16 protein-coding genes, 2 rRNA genes and 2 pseudogenes (1 of these 20 running past the window's edge) are annotated in these 17345 nt (G+C 61.9%); 7 read left to right on the top strand and 13 right to left on the bottom strand.

All coding sequences use genetic code 11. The annotated features are described in order from the left end of the window. Nucleotide 1 precedes the first annotated feature (1 nt). The 3 genes from ACTORR_RS23695 (at nt 2) to ACTORR_RS23685 (ending at nt 1941) form a co-directional block, all read left to right on the top strand. Nucleotides 2-430, top strand: a complete 429-nt coding sequence (locus ACTORR_RS23695; RefSeq protein WP_054884872.1) for a DUF411 domain-containing protein — start codon at nt 2-4, stop codon at nt 428-430. After that, complete coding sequence (locus tag ACTORR_RS23690; RefSeq protein WP_054884871.1) at nt 430-867, top strand: YqaA family protein; 438 nt, start codon at nt 430-432, stop codon at nt 865-867. Before ACTORR_RS23695 ends, ACTORR_RS23690 begins: the two co-directional genes overlap by 1 nt. Nucleotides 868-942: 75 nt before the next feature. Continuing rightward, nucleotides 943-1941, top strand: a complete 999-nt coding sequence (locus ACTORR_RS23685; RefSeq protein WP_054884870.1) for an alpha/beta fold hydrolase — start codon at nt 943-945, stop codon at nt 1939-1941. On the opposite strand, the gene ACTORR_RS23680 is transcribed toward ACTORR_RS23685, so the two are convergent. The 6 genes and pseudogenes from ACTORR_RS23680 to ACTORR_RS23655 form a co-directional block, all read right to left on the bottom strand. After that, a complete protein-coding gene (locus tag ACTORR_RS23680; protein ID WP_054884869.1) occupies nt 1938-2519 on the bottom strand; it encodes a DinB family protein in 582 nt (193 codons plus the stop codon). The genes ACTORR_RS23685 and ACTORR_RS23680 overlap by 4 nt on opposite strands. A 12-nt stretch (nt 2520-2531) precedes the next feature. Beyond that, nucleotides 2532-3642, bottom strand: a pseudogene (zapE, locus tag ACTORR_RS23675) (cell division protein ZapE). A gap of 139 nt (nt 3643-3781) precedes the next feature. Continuing rightward, nucleotides 3782-4930: a PQQ-dependent sugar dehydrogenase gene (locus tag ACTORR_RS23670; protein ID WP_054884867.1), complete on the bottom strand. Its 1149-nt coding sequence runs from the start codon at nt 4928-4930 to the stop codon at nt 3782-3784. Between the two features lie 32 nt (nt 4931-4962). Further along, complete coding sequence (locus ACTORR_RS23665) at nt 4963-5280, bottom strand: hypothetical protein (protein ID WP_262110226.1); 318 nt, start codon at nt 5278-5280, stop codon at nt 4963-4965. Nucleotides 5281-5416: 136 nt separating this feature from the next. Then, the gene (gene speB / locus ACTORR_RS23660) at nt 5417-6379 is read right to left on the bottom strand and encodes an agmatinase (RefSeq protein WP_313365535.1); all 963 of its coding nucleotides are present in this window, start codon (nt 6377-6379) and stop codon (nt 5417-5419) included. Between the two features lie 25 nt (nt 6380-6404). After that, nucleotides 6405-7484, bottom strand: a complete 1080-nt coding sequence (locus ACTORR_RS23655) for a polyamine ABC transporter substrate-binding protein (RefSeq protein WP_099815209.1) — start codon at nt 7482-7484, stop codon at nt 6405-6407. A 102-nt stretch (nt 7485-7586) separates the two neighbouring features. Between ACTORR_RS23655 and ACTORR_RS23650 the strand changes: the two genes are divergently transcribed. Continuing rightward, entirely contained in the window at nt 7587-8477 is an 891-nt protein-coding gene (locus ACTORR_RS23650) for a LysR family transcriptional regulator (RefSeq protein ID WP_054884864.1), read from the top strand. A 117-nt stretch (nt 8478-8594) separates the two neighbouring features. Here ACTORR_RS23650 and ACTORR_RS23645 read toward each other — a convergent pair whose 3' ends face one another. The 3 genes and pseudogenes from ACTORR_RS23645 to ACTORR_RS23635 all read right to left on the bottom strand — a co-directional run. Beyond that, nucleotides 8595-11018: a TonB-dependent receptor gene (locus tag ACTORR_RS23645; protein WP_441344131.1), complete on the bottom strand. Its 2424-nt coding sequence runs from the start codon at nt 11016-11018 to the stop codon at nt 8595-8597. 129 nt (nt 11019-11147) lie between these two features. Continuing rightward, complete coding sequence (locus tag ACTORR_RS23640; RefSeq protein WP_313365534.1) at nt 11148-12023, bottom strand: FecR family protein; 876 nt, start codon at nt 12021-12023, stop codon at nt 11148-11150. Between the two features lie 7 nt (nt 12024-12030). After that, nucleotides 12031-12534 (bottom strand): annotated as a pseudogene (locus tag ACTORR_RS23635) (RNA polymerase sigma factor); the annotation flags it as partial. 133 nt (nt 12535-12667) lie between these two features. Between ACTORR_RS23635 and ACTORR_RS23630 the strand changes: the two are divergent. Beyond that, a complete protein-coding gene (locus tag ACTORR_RS23630) occupies nt 12668-13156 on the top strand; it encodes an LEA type 2 family protein (RefSeq protein WP_054884861.1) in 489 nt (162 codons plus the stop codon). Nucleotides 13157-13165: 9 nt separating this feature from the next. Here the strand turns inward: ACTORR_RS23630 and ACTORR_RS23625 are convergent, their stop codons facing one another. Beyond that, nucleotides 13166-13429 carry a hypothetical protein gene (locus ACTORR_RS23625; protein ID WP_054884860.1) on the bottom strand — a complete coding sequence of 88 codons (264 nt, stop codon included), beginning with the start codon at nt 13427-13429 and terminating at the stop codon, nt 13166-13168. A gap of 129 nt (nt 13430-13558) precedes the next feature. Here ACTORR_RS23625 and ACTORR_RS23620 point away from each other — a divergent pair, with 129 nt between their 5' ends. Continuing rightward, nucleotides 13559-13879, top strand: a complete 321-nt coding sequence (locus tag ACTORR_RS23620) for a DUF883 family protein (RefSeq protein WP_054884859.1) — start codon at nt 13559-13561, stop codon at nt 13877-13879. A gap of 3 nt (nt 13880-13882) precedes the next feature. Here ACTORR_RS23620 and ACTORR_RS23615 read toward each other — a convergent pair whose 3' ends face one another. Next, nucleotides 13883-14500, bottom strand: coding sequence for a tRNA-(ms[2]io[6]A)-hydroxylase (locus tag ACTORR_RS23615; RefSeq protein WP_054884858.1), 618 nt, complete (start codon nt 14498-14500; stop codon nt 13883-13885). 154 nt (nt 14501-14654) lie between these two features. Here ACTORR_RS23615 and ACTORR_RS23610 point away from each other — a divergent pair, with 154 nt between their 5' ends. Beyond that, nucleotides 14655-15518 (top strand): universal stress protein, encoded by an 864-nt coding sequence (locus ACTORR_RS23610; RefSeq protein ID WP_054884857.1) that lies wholly within the window; start codon nt 14655-14657, stop codon nt 15516-15518. A 66-nt stretch (nt 15519-15584) separates the two neighbouring features. Here the strand turns inward: ACTORR_RS23610 and rrf are convergent. Further along, nucleotides 15585-15700 (bottom strand): 5S ribosomal RNA (gene rrf / locus ACTORR_RS23605). Nucleotides 15701-15831: 131 nt separating this feature from the next. Then, nucleotides 15832-17345 (bottom strand): 23S ribosomal RNA (locus ACTORR_RS23600); it runs 1379 nt beyond the window's last position.

Below are 17345 nucleotides of genomic sequence, written 5' to 3'. Positions count from 1 at the left end.
CATGCTGCGTAAACACCTGATCACCTTCGGCCTGCTGGCCATCACCGGGCTTGCTCAGGCAGCCGAAACCATCGATGTCTATCGCGACCCCAACTGCGGCTGCTGCAAGGCCTGGATCAGCCACCTGCGCGACAACGGCTTCACCGTCAACGACCATGTCGAGCCGAACATGAGCGCCGTCAAACAGCGCCTGGGCGTGGCGCCGCGCCTGGCGTCGTGCCACACCGGGGTGATCGAGGGCAAGTTCGTCGAAGGCCATGTGCCCGCCGAACAGGTGCGCCTGCTGGCCCAGCGCAATGATCTCAAGGGCCTGGCCGTGCCAGGCATGCCCATGGGGTCGCCCGGCATGGAAATGGGTGACCACAAGGATGCCTACCAGGTCATCGGCGTGACCCAGGATGGCCAGGACACCGTGGTTGCCAGCTACTGATGCTGAGCCTTTGGGCGCTGTTTCTCAGCGCCTTCGGTGCCGCCACCCTGCTGCCGCTGCAATCGGAGGCAGTGCTGGTCGGCTTGTTGCTGCGTGAGCCCGACGCCTGGGTGACCTTGCTGCTGGTAGCCACCTTGGGCAATGTGCTCGGTTCGCTGGTCAACTGGCTGCTAGGCCGGGCCATCGAGCACCTGCGCGACCGGCGCTGGTTCCCGTTCAGCGCCAGCCAGCTGCAACGGGCGCAGCGGCGTTACCAGCGTTGGGGGCAATGGTCGCTGCTGCTGAGCTGGATGCCCGTGATCGGCGATCCGCTGACGCTGATTGCCGGCGTCATGCGTGAACCATTCTGGCGTTTTCTGCTGCTGGTGACCCTGGCCAAGGGCGGGCGCTATATCGTCGTGGCGATGATTACCCTGGGCTGGTTTCATGCCTGGTAACACCTTTAACGTTTAAGGTGGTCCACTGACTGCTAAAGTCGCCAATTCCTACATGGTCCTACACGGAGTGCCCCAATGCTGCGCGCAACCGCCCTGGCCCTGGCCTGCCTCGTCGGCGCCCCGGCCATCGCTGCCGAATCGCCCACCTACGGCAAACAGCTCGAAGGCTTCAGCTACCCCCACCCCCTCCGGCATTTCGACTTCCAGTCCCAGGGCCAGCACCTGCAGATGGGCTACATGGATGTGCCAGCACAGGGCCAGGTCAATGGCCGCAGCGTGGTGCTGATGCACGGCAAGAACTTCTGCGCCGCCACCTGGGAGACCACCATCGACGCCTTGAGCCAGGCTGGCTACCGGGTCATCGCGCCAGACCAGATCGGCTTCTGCACTTCAAGCAAGCCGGCGCAGTACCAGTACAGTTTCCAGCAGCTGGCAGTGAACACCCATGCCCTGCTCGAACAACTGGGCGTCAAGCAGGCCATCGTGCTCGGCCACTCCACCGGCGGCATGCTCGCCACTCGCTATGCGCTGATGTACCCGCAGCAGGTCGAGCGCCTGGCGATGGTCAACCCGATCGGCCTCGAGGACTGGAAAGCACTCGGGGTGCCCTACCGCACGGTGGACCAGTGGTATGCCCGCGAGCTCAAGCTCGATGCCGAAGGCGTGCGCGAGTATGAACGCAAGACCTACTACGCGGGGCGCTGGAAGCCTGAATACGAGCGCTGGGTACAGATGCTGGCGGGCCTTAACAAGGGGCCGGGGCATGAGGCGGTGGCGTGGAACTCGGCGCTGATCTACGACATGATCTTCACCCAGCCGGTGTATCACGAGTTCAAGGACCTGAAGATGCCGACCCTGCTGCTGATCGGCGACCAGGACACCACGGCGATCGGCAGCGACATCGCCCCGCCTGAAGTAAAGGCCAAGCTGGGCAAGTACAAGGAACTCGGGCCGCACGTGGCCAAGCTGATTCCACAAGGCGAGCTGGTGATCTTCGAGGGCATGGGGCATGCGCCGCAGATCGAGGAGCCGCGGCGCTTCAACCGGACGCTGGTGGAGTGGCTCGGGCGCTAACCCTTCCAGACCTGCGCTTCGCTCCAGCCGAGTTCGGCGAAGTCCAGGGCGCGCAGGTCGGCCTCCTCTTCACAGAAAAACTCATCCAGCTGCGGCGGCCGCACCGCTGTGTCACTGAGCATCGCATGCACCTGCCCACGGTGATGGATCTGGTGCTCGAACAAATGCGCCAGCAGGCGCAAGCGCTGTTCGCGCTGGATCCGCCCAGGCCGCACGATGCTCACGTAGCGCGCCAGCTGATCGTCCTGCAACTGCCTGCAATAGGCGATCAGCCGGTGGTCGGCCTGGGCCTGCTCGGCATGCAGGTCGGTACAGGTAGCAAACGGTTGCTCCGGCTCGAAAAAGCGCTCGCCGTCAGGGTTCGGCGTTTCACCGCGCTGTTCGCACTCGAGCATGTCCAGATAGAACCAGTCCACCGTCAGCAGATGGTTGAGGGTGGCCTTGATCGACGGGAAGAAACTGCAACGGGGGGCGACGAACTCGTCGTGGGTCAGTTGCAGGCAGGCTTTGTACAGGCGATGGTTGGCCCAGCCATTGTTGTAGGCCTGGGTCAGCAGATGATGCGACAGCGGCTGCATGATTCGGCTCCTTCAGACGAAGCGTTGCAGTTGCATCTCCCGTAACCGGCTCAGGGTGCGTTGGTACGGGAACGCCAGATACCCTTGAGTGTAGAGCGCATCGAGCGGCACCTGCGCCTCCAGGTACAGGGCCACACGCCGATCGTAGCATTCGTCGACCAAAGCAATGAAACGGCGCACGGCGTCATCCCTGGGTGACAGCATCGGCAATTCCCGGTCGCCTGCCACGACACGCGCGGCGCCATTCTTCGGTGCCGCGGGCAATGCGCCCGGCCCGCTGTTCACCGCCCAAGGCCGGAATACCCTCGACCAGGATCGCCGGAAACTGGTCGCACAAGGCCATGAACTCCATGGCGGCCAAGGGCCGTTCACAGAGTTCGGTAAAGTGGCACCAGACCGCCTGGTTGCTGCGCCGGATCACCTCGACCTGCCGCGAGCCAATCAACAAAGGCGCAGTGCTACCGGGTTCACCCGCGCTGAGCTGGAGGAAAACAGCTTCGAGCGCACCGCCTTTGCTCCCCGCTTCGGCCACCCAGTAACGCTGGCACTGTGCGCCGGGATGCAAGCGATGGTCCTGCTCGCCGGCCACCGACAGCACTTGCATGTGCCGCTCGATGGCGCTGATGGCCGGCAGGAAGCGCTCGCGATTGAAACCGTCGCGGTACAGCTGTTGCGGCGGCTGGTTGGAGGTAGCGACCACCGCCACGCCGTGGTCGAACAGCACTTGAAACAGCCGGCCGAGAATGATCGCATCGCCGATGTCGCTGACAAACAGCTCGTCGAAGCACAACACACGGATCTGCCCGGCCAGCTCCCGCGCCAATGCCTTCAAGGGGTCGGCAGTGCCGTTGAGCTGGAACAGGCGCTGGTGGACCCAGGCCATGAAGTGGTGAAAGTGCTGGCGCCGGGACGGGACGCTGAGGCAGCGGTGGAACAGGTCCATGAGCCAGGTCTTGCCGCGGCCGACCGGGCCCCAGAGGTACAGGCCCTGGGCAGCATGGCAACTTTCCAGGGCTTCGAAACAGCTTTGCAGGGCCGTGACCGCCTGGGCTTGAGCAGGGTCATGGGCGAAGCCCTGCTCGGCGAGCGCCTGGAGATAGAGAGACTGCGGATCGAGGGGCATATAGTCGGTGGCTTGGGCAGTTAGCCCTCTATTGTCTGCACTGGCCCCTTCCCACAAGGATCGCACCGCCCCTCAGGCTTGTGGTGAACCTGTGGGAGCGGGCTTGCCCGCGAAAGGGCCAGTGCAGGAAAAAGCGCCTTCAGCCCTCGCTCAGGCCCACCTTCAGCAGTGTGCCGTCCTTGGCATCGGTGAGAATGTACAGGTAACCGTCCGGCCCCACCCGCACATCACGAATGCGTGCCTTCAACGCTCCCAGCAAGCGTTCTTCGTGGACGATCTTGTCACCGTCGAGCTGCAGGCGGATCAATTCCTGAGCCGCCAGCGCGCCGACGAACAGGTTGTGATCCCAGGCCTTGAAAGTCGGGCTGTCATAGAACGCCATGCCGCTGATGCCAGGCGACTTCTCCCAGACATGGTGCGGGTCGACCATGCCGTCGACATGCTTGCCCTTGGCTTCAGGGATTGGCATGAGCGAATAGTTGATACCGTGCGTAGCGATCGGCCAGCCATAGTTCTTGCCTGGCTCCGGGATGTTGATCTCGTCGCCGCCACGCGGGCCGTGTTCATGGGTCCAGAGTTTGCCGGTCCACGGGTTGAGCGCTGCGCCCTGCTGGTTACGATGGCCAAACGACCAGATTTCCGGGCGCACATTCCGCTTGCCGACGAAGGGGTTGTCCTTTGGCACTTCGCCGTCCGGCAGGATCCGCACCACCTTGCCCTGCAGCTTGTCCAGGTCCTGCGCTGTCGGGCGCTGGTTGTTCTCGCCCAGGGCAATGAACAGGAAACCGTCGCGGTCGAATACCAGCCGCGCGCCAAAGTGATTGCCTTCGGAGAGCTTAGGTTGCTGGCGGAAGATCACAGTGAAGTCTTCCAGCCGTGCGCGGTCCTCGGACAGCTGGCCACGACCCACTGCCGTGCCGGCCTTGCCATCACTGCCCTCCTCGGCATACGACAGGTACACCGTGCGGTCCTTGGCAAACTCAGGCGACAGCACCACGTCAAGCAGGCCACCCTGGCCCTCGGCCCAGACCTTGGGCACGCCGCTGATGGGTGGGCCGACCTTGCCCTCGGCGCTTACCACCCGAAGATTGCCGGGGCGCTCGGTGACCAGCATGTCCTTGCCACCCGGCAGGAAAGCCAGCGCCCAGGGGTTGCGCAGGCCATCCGCCACGGTGCTGACGGTAAGTTGGCCCTCTTCGCTGGGAAATTGCTGCTCAGGGGCGGCGTGGGCCAGCAGTGGCAACAGCGCAGCAGCGGTCAAGGTGGTCAGCCAGTTGATTCGGGTCATGCAGGATTCCTTTCTGAGGCTCAGGCGATGGATCAGGGCACACGCTGGCTATCACGCGCTGGCCGCGTCGGCTCCAGATTGGGAGCCTGCTGCTGGCGGCGCAGGTTGTCGCCATTGCCGATGCCGCGGTTATCCAGGCTTGGCGTACGGTAGATGGGCTGGGTGGACGGGCCGCGAACGGGCGGTGTGGCCGGCATGCTGCCCTGGCGACTGTTGGGGTTGGCACGCTGGATCGGGCTGTTGTAGGGGTTGTTGTTGCCTGCTGCGAGCTGCAATGGCTGCGCAAACGCAGCCTGTAACGACAGGCCCAGCGTCAAGCCGAAGAACAAGGCTGGCACCCTGGGTTTCATGCTTCACCTCCTGTACGAAAAAGCGCGCCATGTGGGTTTGGATAGCCTAGGGCGCGAAGGGTTCGCGGCAAAAGTGTGAATGCGATTCCTGATGTTTCAGTATGGGCCTGATGGCACGGCGCATCAGGCCCGCCGATCACCGGGCGGCGCCGACCTTGTGCCGTGCCGCATACAGGCACAGCATCTCCATGGCCAGGGTAGCCCCGGCCAGCGCAGTGATATCGGCGTGGTCATAGGCTGGCGCCACTTCCACCAAGTCCATCCCTACCAGGTTGATACCGCGCAGGCCGCCGAGGATCTCCAGCGCCTGCAGCGTGCTCAACCCCCCGCATACCGGGGTGCCGGTGCCTGGCGCATAGGCTGGGTCCAGGCAATCGATGTCGAAGGTCAGGTACACCGGCCGGTCGCCGACCCGCTGGCGGATCGCCGCGATGATCGCCTCGGTGCCTTGGCGGTGAACCTGCCGGGCATCGAAGATGGCGAAGCCCTGGCTGTCGTCATTGGTGGTGCGCAGGCCGACCTGCACCGAGCAGGATGGATCGACCAGGCCCTCGCGGGCGGCATGCCAGAACATGGTGCCATGGTCGATGCGGCCCTCTTCGTCCGGCCAGGTGTCGCTGTGCGCATCGAAATGGATCAGCGCCAGCGGGCCGTGGCGGCGGGCATGGGCCTTGAGCAGCGGGTAGCTGATGAAATGGTCACCGCCCAAGGTGAGCATGGCGCAACCGGCTTCAAGTATGTGCTCGGCATGGGCCTGGATACTCTCCGGGACCGACTGCGGGGTGCCACTATCGAAAGCGCAGTCGCCGTAGTCGATCACTGCCAGATGGTCGAACGGGTCGAAGGCCCAGGGCCAGTGGCGCGCCCAGGCCTGCTGCACCGAGGCGGCACGGATTGCGCGCGGCCCGAAACGCGCCCCGGGGCGGTTGCTGGTGGCGTTGTCGAAAGGCACACCGCTGACCACCACATCCACTCCACGCAGGTCGCGACTGTAGCGACGACGAGAGAAACTGGTAATACCTGCGTAGGTACTTTCCGCTGCAGTACCGTACAGGCTGTCACGGGTCATGGCCTGGTCGTTGTTCTGGGCTTGTTCCACGGTTGGGCTCCTTTGTGTTTATCAGTCACTGGCGGCTACGGAAGGCGGTCCACAGCCGGTTGCGCTGACGCAGGTCGGACAGCGCCATGCTGCGGTCGGCATACAAGCGCTCACGCACATCGGCAGGCGGGTAGATATCCGGGTCATTGCGCACGGCGTCATCGACCAGAGCCGTCGCGGCCTGGTTGGCATTGGCAAAGAACAGCGTATTGGTGAGCGCAGCCACCGACTCAGGTTTCAACATGAACGCAATGAACGCCCGGGCAGCTTCCGGGTGTGGGGCGTCCTTGGGGATGACCAGGTTGTCCTGCCACACCAGCGTGCCTTCACGGGGAATGCGGTAGATCAGCTCGAACGGCTTGCCGGCGCGGCGCGCCTGGTCGGCGGCCATGGCCGCGTCGCCGTTGTAGGTCAGCGCCAGGCACACGCTGCCGTTGGCCAGGTCACTGATCTGTCGGCCATTGGCGACGTAGCTGATCGACGGCTGCAGCTGGTTGAGCAGGTCCTGCGCCGCCGCGAGGTCGGCCTTGTCTTGGCTGTAAGGGTCCTTGCCGAGGTAGTTGAGGGCGACACCGATCACTTCCTGTGGTGAGTCCGGCATGGCAATGCCACACGCCTTGAGGCGGCTGGCGTACTCGGGCTTGAACAGCAGGTCGAGGCTATCCAGCGGTACATCGCCCAGGCGCTGGCGCACCGCCTCGACATTCACCCCCAGGCCCAAGGTGCCCCAGGTATAGGGCACCGCGTAGCGGTTGCCTGGGTCGGTCTCGGCCAGCTTGGCCAGCAGGTCCTTGTCAAGGTTGGCGTAGCCGGGCATGCCTTGCGCATCGAGCGGTTGCAGGGCATTGGCCTTCAGCGCCCGGGCCAGCACGGTGGCTGATGGCACCACCACGTCGTAGCCGCTGCCGCCAGTGAGCAGCTTGGTTTCCAGGACTTCGGTGGTGTCAAAGGTGTCGTAACGCACCTTGTAGCCGGTTTCCTTTTCGAAGCGTTGAAGGGTTTGCGGCGCGACGTAGTCGGCCCAGCTGTAGAGGTTGACGACCTTTTCTTCGGCCTGCAGCGGCAGAGCCAGGATCAAGGATAACAGGCACAGCGATCGACGCATGACGGGAACCTCGGCAAGTGGGTGGATGCCGCCAGCATGCCATCCGGGTAACATTGCAAGAATGGCAAGCTTGCAAAGCTGACATTCATCAGGAGCAATGTGATGCTCGGACAACTGCACGACCCCGACCTGCACCTGCTGCGGCTGTTCGTCACTGTAGTAGAGGCAGGCGGCTTCAGTGCCGCCCAGGGCGTACTGGGGCTGAGTCAGCCCACCATCAGCCAGCGCATGGCGCAGTTGGAAACGCGCCTGGGTTACCGCCTGTGCAGCCGCGGCAAAGGCGGTTTTCGGCTGACCGACAAGGGCGAGTTGCTGCTGGAAGCGGCACGCGGGCTGTTGCTGAACGTCGAGTCGTTCCGTCAGCAGGCCAACGGCGTCGCCGGGCGCTTGCTGGGGACGGTGCGGGTGGGCATGGCCGAGCACCAGGATGCGGCCGTGAGCCTGCGCCTGGCCACGGCCATCTCACGCTTTCGCCGGCGCGAAGAAGCCGTGCAACTGGAGCTGATCAGCGCACCACCGGCGGAGCTTGAGCGACTGCTGCTGGAGCAACGGCTCGACGTTGCCATCAGCTATTTTTCCGGCAACCAGGCGGCGTTCGACTATCAGCCTTTGTTCGAAGAGCGCCAGCGCTTGTACTGCGGCAAAGGGCATGTGCTGTTCGACAAGGCCAAGGTGACGCACGAGCAGTTGCTGGAGGCGGACCAGGTGCGCCACCCGTACCGCTTTCTCAAAGGCGGCGAGCCGTTCCAGAGCCGACGCAGCATGGCGGTGGCGGAACAGATCGAGAGCGTGCTGACGCTGATACTTTCGGGGCGGCATATTGGCTACCTACCGTGTCATTGTGCAGCGAGCTGGGAAGACCAGGGGATGTTGCGGGCGCTGGATACGGAGCTGGATTTCGTGGTGCCGTTCACCTTGGCTCGGCATCGGGCACAGCGGCCTGGGGAGGCGCAGGCCGCATTTGTAGAGGATTTGCTGGTAGCGTTCTCCTGACATGGCCTGTTCGCGGGTAAACCCGCTCCTACACGTTCATCACAGCCTTCAAGACCTGTGCTGTACCTGTACAAGGAGCGGGTTTACCCGCGAAGAGGCCAAGTCAGGCGGCGACCTCTAGTAAGCCATGCTCCAGGTCAGGGTGTAGGTGCGGCCCCGGCCCTGGTAGTCATACAGATAGGCCGGCCCGTAGGTCGGCGAGTAGAACAGCGTCGCCCGCTGCCCCCACACGGTGCTGTACTGCTTGTCCAGCAGGTTCTGTATCCCCGCGCTGAAAGTGCCAAAACCGCTGTCCTGGCTGGCCAGCAAGTCAAAGGTGGTGTAGCCGTCGATTTCATGATCGGCATCGTCCTTCAAGCTGAAGGCGTGGTTGGCCTGCAGCCGCGCACTGCGGCCATCGCCCTTCCAGCCGACGAACGCGGTGGCCTTGGACAGCGAGGCATAGCGGGCATCGCGCTTGATCCAGTCGCCGTCGGCATCTTCTTCCTCGGAACGGGTCAGGTGCAGCGTTCCACCCGCCTCCCAGCCCGCCAGGAAATGCCGGGTCAATGCGCCCTCGAAGCCGAAATCGCGGCTTTTCTGATCCTCGACGTCGATGGTCAGCGTCTGCGAGTCGACGTTGATGATTTTGTCCGACCAGATGTAGTACAGCGCCGCCTGCGCGTCCCATTCGAGGTCGGCATAGCGCCAGCCCAGCTCGACCTGGCGGCTCTTGATGCCGGCCAGCGGGTTGTCCGCCACGCTCAGGCCAGGCTTGCCGTAGTACTTGGCCGGGTCTGGCAGGTCGAAACCTTCACCATAGTTGGTCCACAGCTGATGACCGTTCTTGAAGTCGTAGATGGCGCCGACGTTGTACAGGTTGACCTCATAGTCGTTACTACCACCGGGTACGCCCTTGAAGTCGCTGACATCCACATCCATCTGCTGGCGCCGGGCGCCGCCGGACAAGGTCAGGTTGTCGCTGGCATGCCAGTCGAGCTGGGCGTAGACCGAAACGCCGTCGACCCGATAGCTGGGGTAGCGCTCGGCCTTGCTTTGCTTGTCCAGGTCCAGCCCACCGCTCTGAGAGGACGTCAGCGCATCGAACGTGGTCTGGTCGGCGTTGAAACGCTCGCGATCCAGGTCGACGCCGTAGGTCAGCTTGAGGCTGTCCCATTGCTTGGCGAACAGCCCCTTGAGGCTGGTGACTTCGAAGTTCTGTTGCGAGGCAGCGAAGTACACGCCACGCGACCCGCTCGGAGTGGCACGGTTGTAGTACGGGAACGGATAGAAATTGTCGTCTTCCTTGCGGTACGAGGCCTGCAAGTAGAAGTCCTGGCCCAGCACGTCGGTGTGGTGGTAATTGGCGTTGAGCAACAGGCGCCGGGTGCGTGGCTCAAGGTCAGAGGAATAACCGCCGCGCAGTTCGGCGTCCTCCAGGTCCGAGGGGGCGTTGTAGTTGAGGTTGGGGAAGTAGATGCCGGTACTGCCGTGGTTGCCGGAATCGTAGTACTGGGCCAGCAGGTCCAGGCTTTGCTCGTCGGTGAGTTTCAGGCCGAGGGTGCCCAGCACATCGACAGTGCGGTTGTACTGCAGGTCGGTCTGGGTGTTATCGATGAAGATCTGCTCGCCTGCGCCATCGTAGAAGGCTTCGTTCTGCTCCCCGGAAATCCCCAGGCGCGCGTTGACCCGGTCGTTGCCGCCACTGATCGACTGGGCGAAACGAGTGGCCAAGTCATCACTGTTGTTGAAACCGCTGCTGGCACCGAGCTGGGTCTCGAAGCGTGCCGGGCCCGCTTCGCCCTTTTTAGTGACGATATTGATGATGCCGCCCGTTGCGCCACCGCCGTAGATGGCACTGGCGCCAGACAGCACCTCGACGCGTTCGACGTTGAACGGCGAAATGCTGTCGAACTGGCGCGACAGGCCGCGCGAGCTGTTCTGGCTGACACCGTCGATCATCACCAGCACATTGCGACCGCGCATGTTCTGGCCGTAGTTGGTGCGCCCTTCGGGCGCCAGGTCGAGGCCCGGCACCAGCTTGCCGATAGCCTCCTTGAGGCTGACGCCGCTGTCGATCTGTTCACGCAGCTGCTGTTGGTCAACCACCCACACCGTGCCGGGGATTTCGCTGATGGCGGTGCTGGTGCGCGAGGCAACACTGACTTCGATGGGCTTGAGGTTGACCGCCTGCGGCGCGGGCACGGTCTTGCGCAGGGTGACCGTGCCGGCATCGCTGAATTGCCAGGCCATGTCACTGCCTGCCAGCAGCAGCTGCAGCGCCTGCTCGATACTGTAGCTGCCCTGCAGTGCCGGGCTGTTCAGGCCGGCCACATCCCCGGTGGTGTACAGCAGGTGCAGGCCAGCCTGGTCGGCAAAGGCGGTCAGGGCCTGATCCAGCGTTTGTGCTGGCAGGTCCAGTTGAACCTGGCGCGCCTGAACCTGCGCTGCCACGTCTGTGGCGGCCCACGCCTGCAAGGGGCCGGCGAACATGGCCAGGGCACTGCAGGACATCAGGGCATGGTGAAGGCGACCGCCGCGACGGTAGTTGGGCTTGGGCAAGAGAGGCACGAATGAGCTTCCAGACAAGTCGTGAAAGAGAACGGGTTGCTGATCAGTCCCACTACGACGTTCTGGCTTGCACGAACTTGCAGCGCCAAATGAAAAAAATTTCGATTATTTTTTACAGGCTCAATGCACGACGGCCAGCCAGGGCAGATAGGTGACTTTCAGGCCATAACGCTGCTCCAGGGTGCGCAGCAGGGCCTGCGGCTCGTTCAAATCGAACACACCGCTGACTTCGAGAGCCGACAGCGTGTGGTCGGAGAGCAGAATGCGGCCATGCTGGTAGCGCTCGAGTTCGGCCAGTACCTGCCCAAGCGGTTTGCCATTGAAGATCAGCTTGCCACGCTGCCAGGCCGTCTGCGCGCTGGCGTCGACGGCGATGGCCAGGTTGTGCTCGCCAAGCCGGGCTGCCCCCTTGGCCAGCACAACCTGGCCGTCACGACGCACACTGAAGGTGGCCGCACTGCCCTGCACGGCCTCGACGGCGGTTTCGACGACGAAGGGCCGTGGGTCATCGGTGGTTTCGAACAGGGCCTCGCCAGCTTGCAGCGTCACCCGGCGTTCGTTGGCGCTGAAGGCCACACTGAGGGCGCTGGCGCTGTTGAGCAGTACCCGCGAACCGTCTGCGAGGGTGATGCTCTGCCGCTCGCCCATGCCCGTGTGATAGTCCGCCAGCCACACCGGCACCTGTTGCCAGCTGCCGTAACCTGCCACCAGCAGCACAAGCGAGGCAGCGATGCCTGCCGCCCAGTGACGCTTGCTGCTGCGCCCGGGCGCGGCTTCCAACGCTTGGGCAGCCTGTGTATTCCCCAGATCCTGCCACAGCGCTTCGGCCTCATGTGCCGCCTCGGCATGCGCCGGGCTGAGCTGGCACCAGCGCAGATAGCGTGCCCGATCGGTCGCACTGGCCCGCCCCGAGTGCAGCAGTACCTGCCAGTCGAGGGCATCGTCGGACAAGTCACTGATCGGCTGCGGAGCGTGCATGGTCGAAGTTTCAGTCATGGTTGTGCTTGAGCCAGTCGCGGCAATGGCGAAGGGCCTGGCCGATGTATTTTGCCACCATGCTCTCGGAAACGCCCAACCGTTGTGCGATCTGCGCCTGGGTCAGGCCTTCGACACGGTTCAGCAGCAACGCCTGGCGAGCATTGCTGGATAACTGCAGCAGTGCTTGGTCGAGTATCTGCAGGCGCTCCCGGGCCAACAGCGTCGCCTCAGGCGCCGGCGCCGGGCAGGCCACCTCTTCTGCGCCATCGCTGCCCTCATGGCTGGAGGCGATGCGCTGTTCGCGGCGCAGCGCATCGATGGCCAGATTGCCAGCCACGCGGAAGATGAAGCTGCGCGCATGCAGCACCGGCACCGCCTGCTCGTCGATCTTGACCAGTTTCAGGTAAGTCTCCTGCGCCACGTCGGCGGCACGCTGCCGATCACTCATGCGCCGGGTGAGGAACTGCAGCAGGTCGTCGTAGTGCTCCTGGAAACTTGCCAGCAGAGCGGACACGGGAGACGTCAGCATGGGGTAAAGCACTGCCAGTAGGAGAAATTATCGGGCGTTAATGAGAAACAGTATCTTTCATAACACCCTGTGCTTTCAACGCTGCCGTGCTTTTGCCACACTGCAGGCACCACTTCGTCGGTAAGGACCTTCCATGGCTGCCCATTTGCGCCGTTCCCTTCGCTTGCTGCTGGTGTTGCTGCTGGCGGGCGGGCTCAACGCCTGCGCACTGTTCCAGGCCCGCGACCCGCTTGCTATCAGCGTGATCGGCATCGAGCCGCTGCCAGGGCAGGAGCTGGAAATGCGCATGGCGGTGAAAATGAGAGTGCAGAACCCCAACGAGTCGCCCATCGACTATAACGGCGTTGCGTTGAACCTGGAGGTGAACGGCCAGCCGCTGGCGTCTGGGGTCAGTGATCAGCAAGGGCGCATCGGCCGTTATGACGAAGCCGTGATCGTGGTGCCAGTGAGCATTACGGCGTTCGCCTTCCTGCGCCAGGCCTATGGCCTGGGCAAGCTCGATACATTGCAAGGGATGCCTTACAAGCTGCGAGGCAAGCTGGCCAGCGGGCCGTTTGGCACCGTGCGCTTCACCGATGAGGGCAAGCTGGACCTGCCCAAGGAGGGCAGCCTGTATTGGTAGGGCGTGGGATCAGCGACTGGCGCTGGCGGCAGCCATCATCTTGTTGACCTCGCTGCGGACCATACTGGCGAATTCTGGCGGCGACATCGCGTCCAGCTCACCACGCACCCACTCAGCCCACTTGCCTTTGCGGCGCGGCTTTTCAGCGATCAGTCGCGCAGCTTCACCCTTGGCCTTGCCCAGGTTGTTCTGCCACAGCTCGAACAGCCGGGCCTTTTCCGCCTCGATCTGCGCCCGTTCCTCGAAGCTCATGTTGGCCAGATTGAAAGTCATGAAGGTACCTGCCGGTTGAAAATGGCCGCTATCTTACACTCAGGCGGCGCATCATCGGCAAAGCCTTCGCAACTTTCCCGCCGCGCAGGCATCCATTGTTCTAACAATCCCATCGACGAGGACGTGTTCATGGCCCGGAAAAACGCCGCACTGGCAGACAGTGATCAGATCAAGGACCAGGTGTTCAGTGAACTGCAGGCATTGATCGAAGAATCGGAAAAACTGCTCAACGACAGCGCCGCACTGGTTGGCGAAGAAGCCGAGACGCTGCGTGCCCAGGTCAGCCTGAAACTGCGCCAGGCTCGCCAGGCCGCCGGCCAGGTGCGCGCCAAGGCGCAACCGGTGGTGGACGCCACCCAGGACTACATCGGTGGCCATCCATGGCAGACCGTGGCAGTGTCTGCAGGCTTTGGCTTGGTGGTCGGCCTGCTGCTGGGGCGCCGCTACTGAGCGTCAGGCCGCTAGCGCCATCGGGATGCCGCTGTGAAAACGTAGCTCCTGGTCCGGTGACAGGATCAGTTCGGCTTCGGCTTCACGCACCAGGGTGACGCGGCGGGCAATATCCGCCTCGTCACCGTACTGCTGGGCCAGCTTCAGGTAACCCTGATAGTGGCGTGCTTCGCTTTTCAACAAGCCGTGATAGAAGGTGCCGAGCTCTTCATCGAGGTGCGGCACCAAGGCAGCAAAGCGTTCGCAACTACGGGCTTCGATGAATGCCCCGACCACCAGCGTATCCACCAGTTTCACCGGCTCGTGAGCGCGCACCAGACGGCGCAGGCCAGACGCATAGCGCCCTGCTGAAACCGGCCGCAATGGCACGCCACGACGCTTCATCAGCCGCAGTACCTGCTCGTGATGCACCAGCTCTTCGCGGGCCAGGCGCGACATCATGTTGATCAGGTCCAGGTGGGTGTTGTACTTGGCGATCAGGCTCAGGGCCGTGCTGGCCGCCTTGAACTCGCAATTCTTGTGATCGATCAGTAGGGTTTCCTGGTCGGCGAGTGCCGCTTCGATCCAGGCGTCTGGGGTCGGGCAGCCGAGAAAGGCATCGATTTCGGGGATCAGCGACATAAGCGAACAACCACACTGGACAGGCAAGACCGGCGATTATACCGAGGGCGGCGGGTATCACCAGTGACTATGCTTGATGTATATCAAACGGCGACGCGGGAAGCGCCGACTATAGTCAGGCATTGGTCGCAACCTTTGAACGGAGTTCACGCCCATGCAAGAGGTTCGCAGCATCCTCGTTGTCCTCGACCCCGAACATGCCCATAGCCGTGCACTGACCCGGGCCAAGCTGATTGCCAGCGTAACCGGTGCTCGCCTGCACCTGCTGATGTGTGACAAGAAGCATGACCACAGTGCGTTGCTCAGTTTGCTCAGCAGCCAATTGCATGATGCTGGCTATGACAATGTCAGCCATGAGCAGAACTGGCACGAGAACTTGCATGAATCGATCATCGCCGTGCAGCAGGCCGAGGGTTGCGAGCTGGTGATCAAAGAGCACCGGCCGGAAAGCCCGCTTAAGAAGGCCCTGCTGACGCCTACCGACTGGAAGCTGTTGCGCCAGTGCCCCTGTGCGGTACTGATGGTCAAGAGCGAACGACCCTGGACCGGTGGCGTGGTTCTGGCAGCGGTGGATGTCGGCAACCAGGACGAGGATCATCGTCGCCTGCATGCCAGCATTATCGACCACGGTTATGCGATTGCCGGGTTGGCCAAGGGCGACCTGCATGTCGTCAGTGCGCACCCCTCCCCCATGCTGTCGGCATCAGACCCGGTTTATCAGCTGAGTGAAACGATCGAGAAGCGCTATCGCGAGGCCTGCAGTGCGTTCCAGGCCGAATACGATATCAGTGAAGACCGCCTGCATGTCGCCGAAGGGCCAGCTGATGTGTTGATTCCCCATTTGCAGAAGCAGCTCGATGCCGTGGTCACGGTGATCGGCACTGTAGCCCGCACAGGGATTTCCGGGGCCCTCATCGGCAATACCGCAGAAGTAGTGCTCGATTCGCTGGAAAGCGATGTGCTGGTGCTCAAGAGCGAAGAAGCGACAGCACACCTGGCGGAACTGGCCCGGGGCTGAAAGTTTCCTGGGCCAGAAAGACAAAACCCCTACCTGCATGCGCAGATAGGGGTTTTGCGAAATGAATCTTGACGATGACCTACTCTCACATGGGGAAACCCCACACTACCATCGGCGATGCATCGTTTCACTACTGAGTTCGGGATGGGATCAGGTGGTTCCAATGCTCTATGGTCGTCAAGAAATTCTGTTGCCAGAATGTCTTTTGAACACTCTTGGCTAATTCGGATATGTGAATTTGTGATCTTGCGAACTTTCGGTTCGTATCATCTTCACCACCGCAATCTGCGCTAGCAAATTGCTTGGGTGTTATATGGTCAAGCCTCACGGGCAATTAGTATTGGTTAGCTCAACGCCTCACAGCGCTTACACACCCAACCTATCAACGTCGTAGTCTTCGACGGCCCTTCAGGGAACTCAAGGTTCCAGTGAGATCTCATCTTGAGGCAAGTTTCCCGCTTAGATGCTTTCAGCGGTTATCTCTTCCGAACATAGCTACCCGGCAATGCCACTGGCGTGACAACCGGAACACCAGAGGTTCGTCCACTCCGGTCCTCTCGTACTAGGAGCAGCCCCTCTCAAATCTCAAACGTCCACGGCAGATAGGGACCGAACTGTCTCACGACGTTCTAAACCCAGCTCGCGTACCACTTTAAATGGCGAACAGCCATACCCTTGGGACCGGCTTCAGCCCCAGGATGTGATGAGCCGACATCGAGGTGCCAAACACCGCCGTCGATATGAACTCTTGGGCGGTATCAGCCTGTTATCCCCGGAGTACCTTTTATCCGTTGAGCGATGGCCCTTCCATACAGAACCACCGGATCACTAAGACCTACTTTCGTACCTGCTCGACGTGTTTGTCTCGCAGTCAAGCGCGCTTTTGCCTTTATACTCTACGACCGATTTCCGACCGGTCTGAGCGCACCTTCGTACTCCTCCGTTACTCTTTGGGAGGAGACCGCCCCAGTCAAACTACCCACCATACACTGTCCTCGATCCGGATAACGGACCTGAGTTAGAACCTCAAAGTTGCCAGGGTGGTATTTCAAGGATGGCTCCATGAGAACTGGCGTCCCCACTTCAAAGCCTCCCACCTATCCTACACAAGCAAATTCAAAGTCCAGTGCAAAGCTATAGTAAAGGTTCACGGGGTCTTTCCGTCTAGCCGCGGATACACTGCATCTTCACAGCGATTTCAATTTCACTGAGTCTCGGGTGGAGACAGCGCCGCCATCGTTACGCCATTCGTGCAGGTCGGAACTTACCCGACAAGGAATTTCGCTACCTTAGGACCGTTATAGTTACGGCCGCCGTTTACCGGGGCTTCGATCAAGAGCTTCGCTTGCGCTAACCCCATCAATTAACCTTCCGGCACCGGGCAGGCGTCACACCCTATACGTCCACTTTCGTGTTTGCAGAGTGCTGTGTTTTTAATAAACAGTCGCAGCGGCCTGGTATCTTCGACCGGCATGGGCTTACGGAGCAAGTCCTTCACCCTCGCCGGCGCACCTTCTCCCGAAGTTACGGTGCCATTTTGCCTAGTTCCTTCACCCGAGTTCTCTCAAGCGCCTTGGTATTCTCTACCTAACCACCTGTGTCGGTTTGGGGTACGGTTCCCAGTTATCTGAAGCTTAGGAGCTTTTCTTGGAAGCATGGCATCAACCACTTCGCGCTCTAATGAGCACTCGTCATCAGCTCTCGGCCTTGAAATCCCGGATTTGCCTAAGATCTCAGCCTACCACCTTAAACTTGGACAACCAACGCCAAGCTGGCCTAGCCTTCTCCGTCCCTCCATCGCAATAACTGGAAGTACAGGAATATTAA

This window comes from Pseudomonas sp. SAR267 (genome assembly GCF_052077595.1).
In the GTDB taxonomy this organism is placed as follows: domain Bacteria; phylum Pseudomonadota; class Gammaproteobacteria; order Pseudomonadales; family Pseudomonadaceae; genus Aquipseudomonas; species Aquipseudomonas vlassakiae.
This window is presented reverse-complemented; position numbering and strand designations above follow the sequence as displayed.

Excerpts from the sequence above, each read along its gene's own strand:
- ACTORR_RS23620 (WP_054884859.1), top strand. The coding sequence starts at position 13,559 with ATGGCCCGGAAAAACGCCGCACTGGCAGACAGTGATCAGATCAAGGAC.
- ACTORR_RS23670 (WP_054884867.1), bottom strand. The coding sequence starts at position 4,930 with ATGACCCGAATCAACTGGCTGACCACCTTGACCGCTGCTGCGCTGTTG.
- ACTORR_RS23655 (WP_099815209.1), bottom strand. The coding sequence starts at position 7,484 with ATGCGTCGATCGCTGTGCCTGTTATCCTTGATCCTGGCTCTGCCGCTG.
- ACTORR_RS23690 (WP_054884871.1), top strand. The coding sequence starts at position 430 with ATGCTGAGCCTTTGGGCGCTGTTTCTCAGCGCCTTCGGTGCCGCCACC.
- ACTORR_RS23685 (WP_054884870.1), top strand. The coding sequence starts at position 943 with ATGCTGCGCGCAACCGCCCTGGCCCTGGCCTGCCTCGTCGGCGCCCCG.
- ACTORR_RS23680 (WP_054884869.1), bottom strand. The coding sequence starts at position 2,519 with ATGCAGCCGCTGTCGCATCATCTGCTGACCCAGGCCTACAACAATGGC.
- ACTORR_RS23625 (WP_054884860.1), bottom strand. The coding sequence starts at position 13,429 with ATGACTTTCAATCTGGCCAACATGAGCTTCGAGGAACGGGCGCAGATC.
- ACTORR_RS23615 (WP_054884858.1), bottom strand. The coding sequence starts at position 14,500 with ATGTCGCTGATCCCCGAAATCGATGCCTTTCTCGGCTGCCCGACCCCA.
- ACTORR_RS23695 (WP_054884872.1), top strand. The coding sequence starts at position 2 with ATGCTGCGTAAACACCTGATCACCTTCGGCCTGCTGGCCATCACCGGG.
- ACTORR_RS23640 (WP_313365534.1), bottom strand. The coding sequence starts at position 12,023 with ATGACTGAAACTTCGACCATGCACGCTCCGCAGCCGATCAGTGACTTG.
- ACTORR_RS23665 (WP_262110226.1), bottom strand. The coding sequence starts at position 5,280 with ATGAAACCCAGGGTGCCAGCCTTGTTCTTCGGCTTGACGCTGGGCCTG.
- ACTORR_RS23630 (WP_054884861.1), top strand. The coding sequence starts at position 12,668 with ATGGCTGCCCATTTGCGCCGTTCCCTTCGCTTGCTGCTGGTGTTGCTG.
- ACTORR_RS23610 (WP_054884857.1), top strand. The coding sequence starts at position 14,655 with ATGCAAGAGGTTCGCAGCATCCTCGTTGTCCTCGACCCCGAACATGCC.
- ACTORR_RS23650 (WP_054884864.1), top strand. The coding sequence starts at position 7,587 with ATGCTCGGACAACTGCACGACCCCGACCTGCACCTGCTGCGGCTGTTC.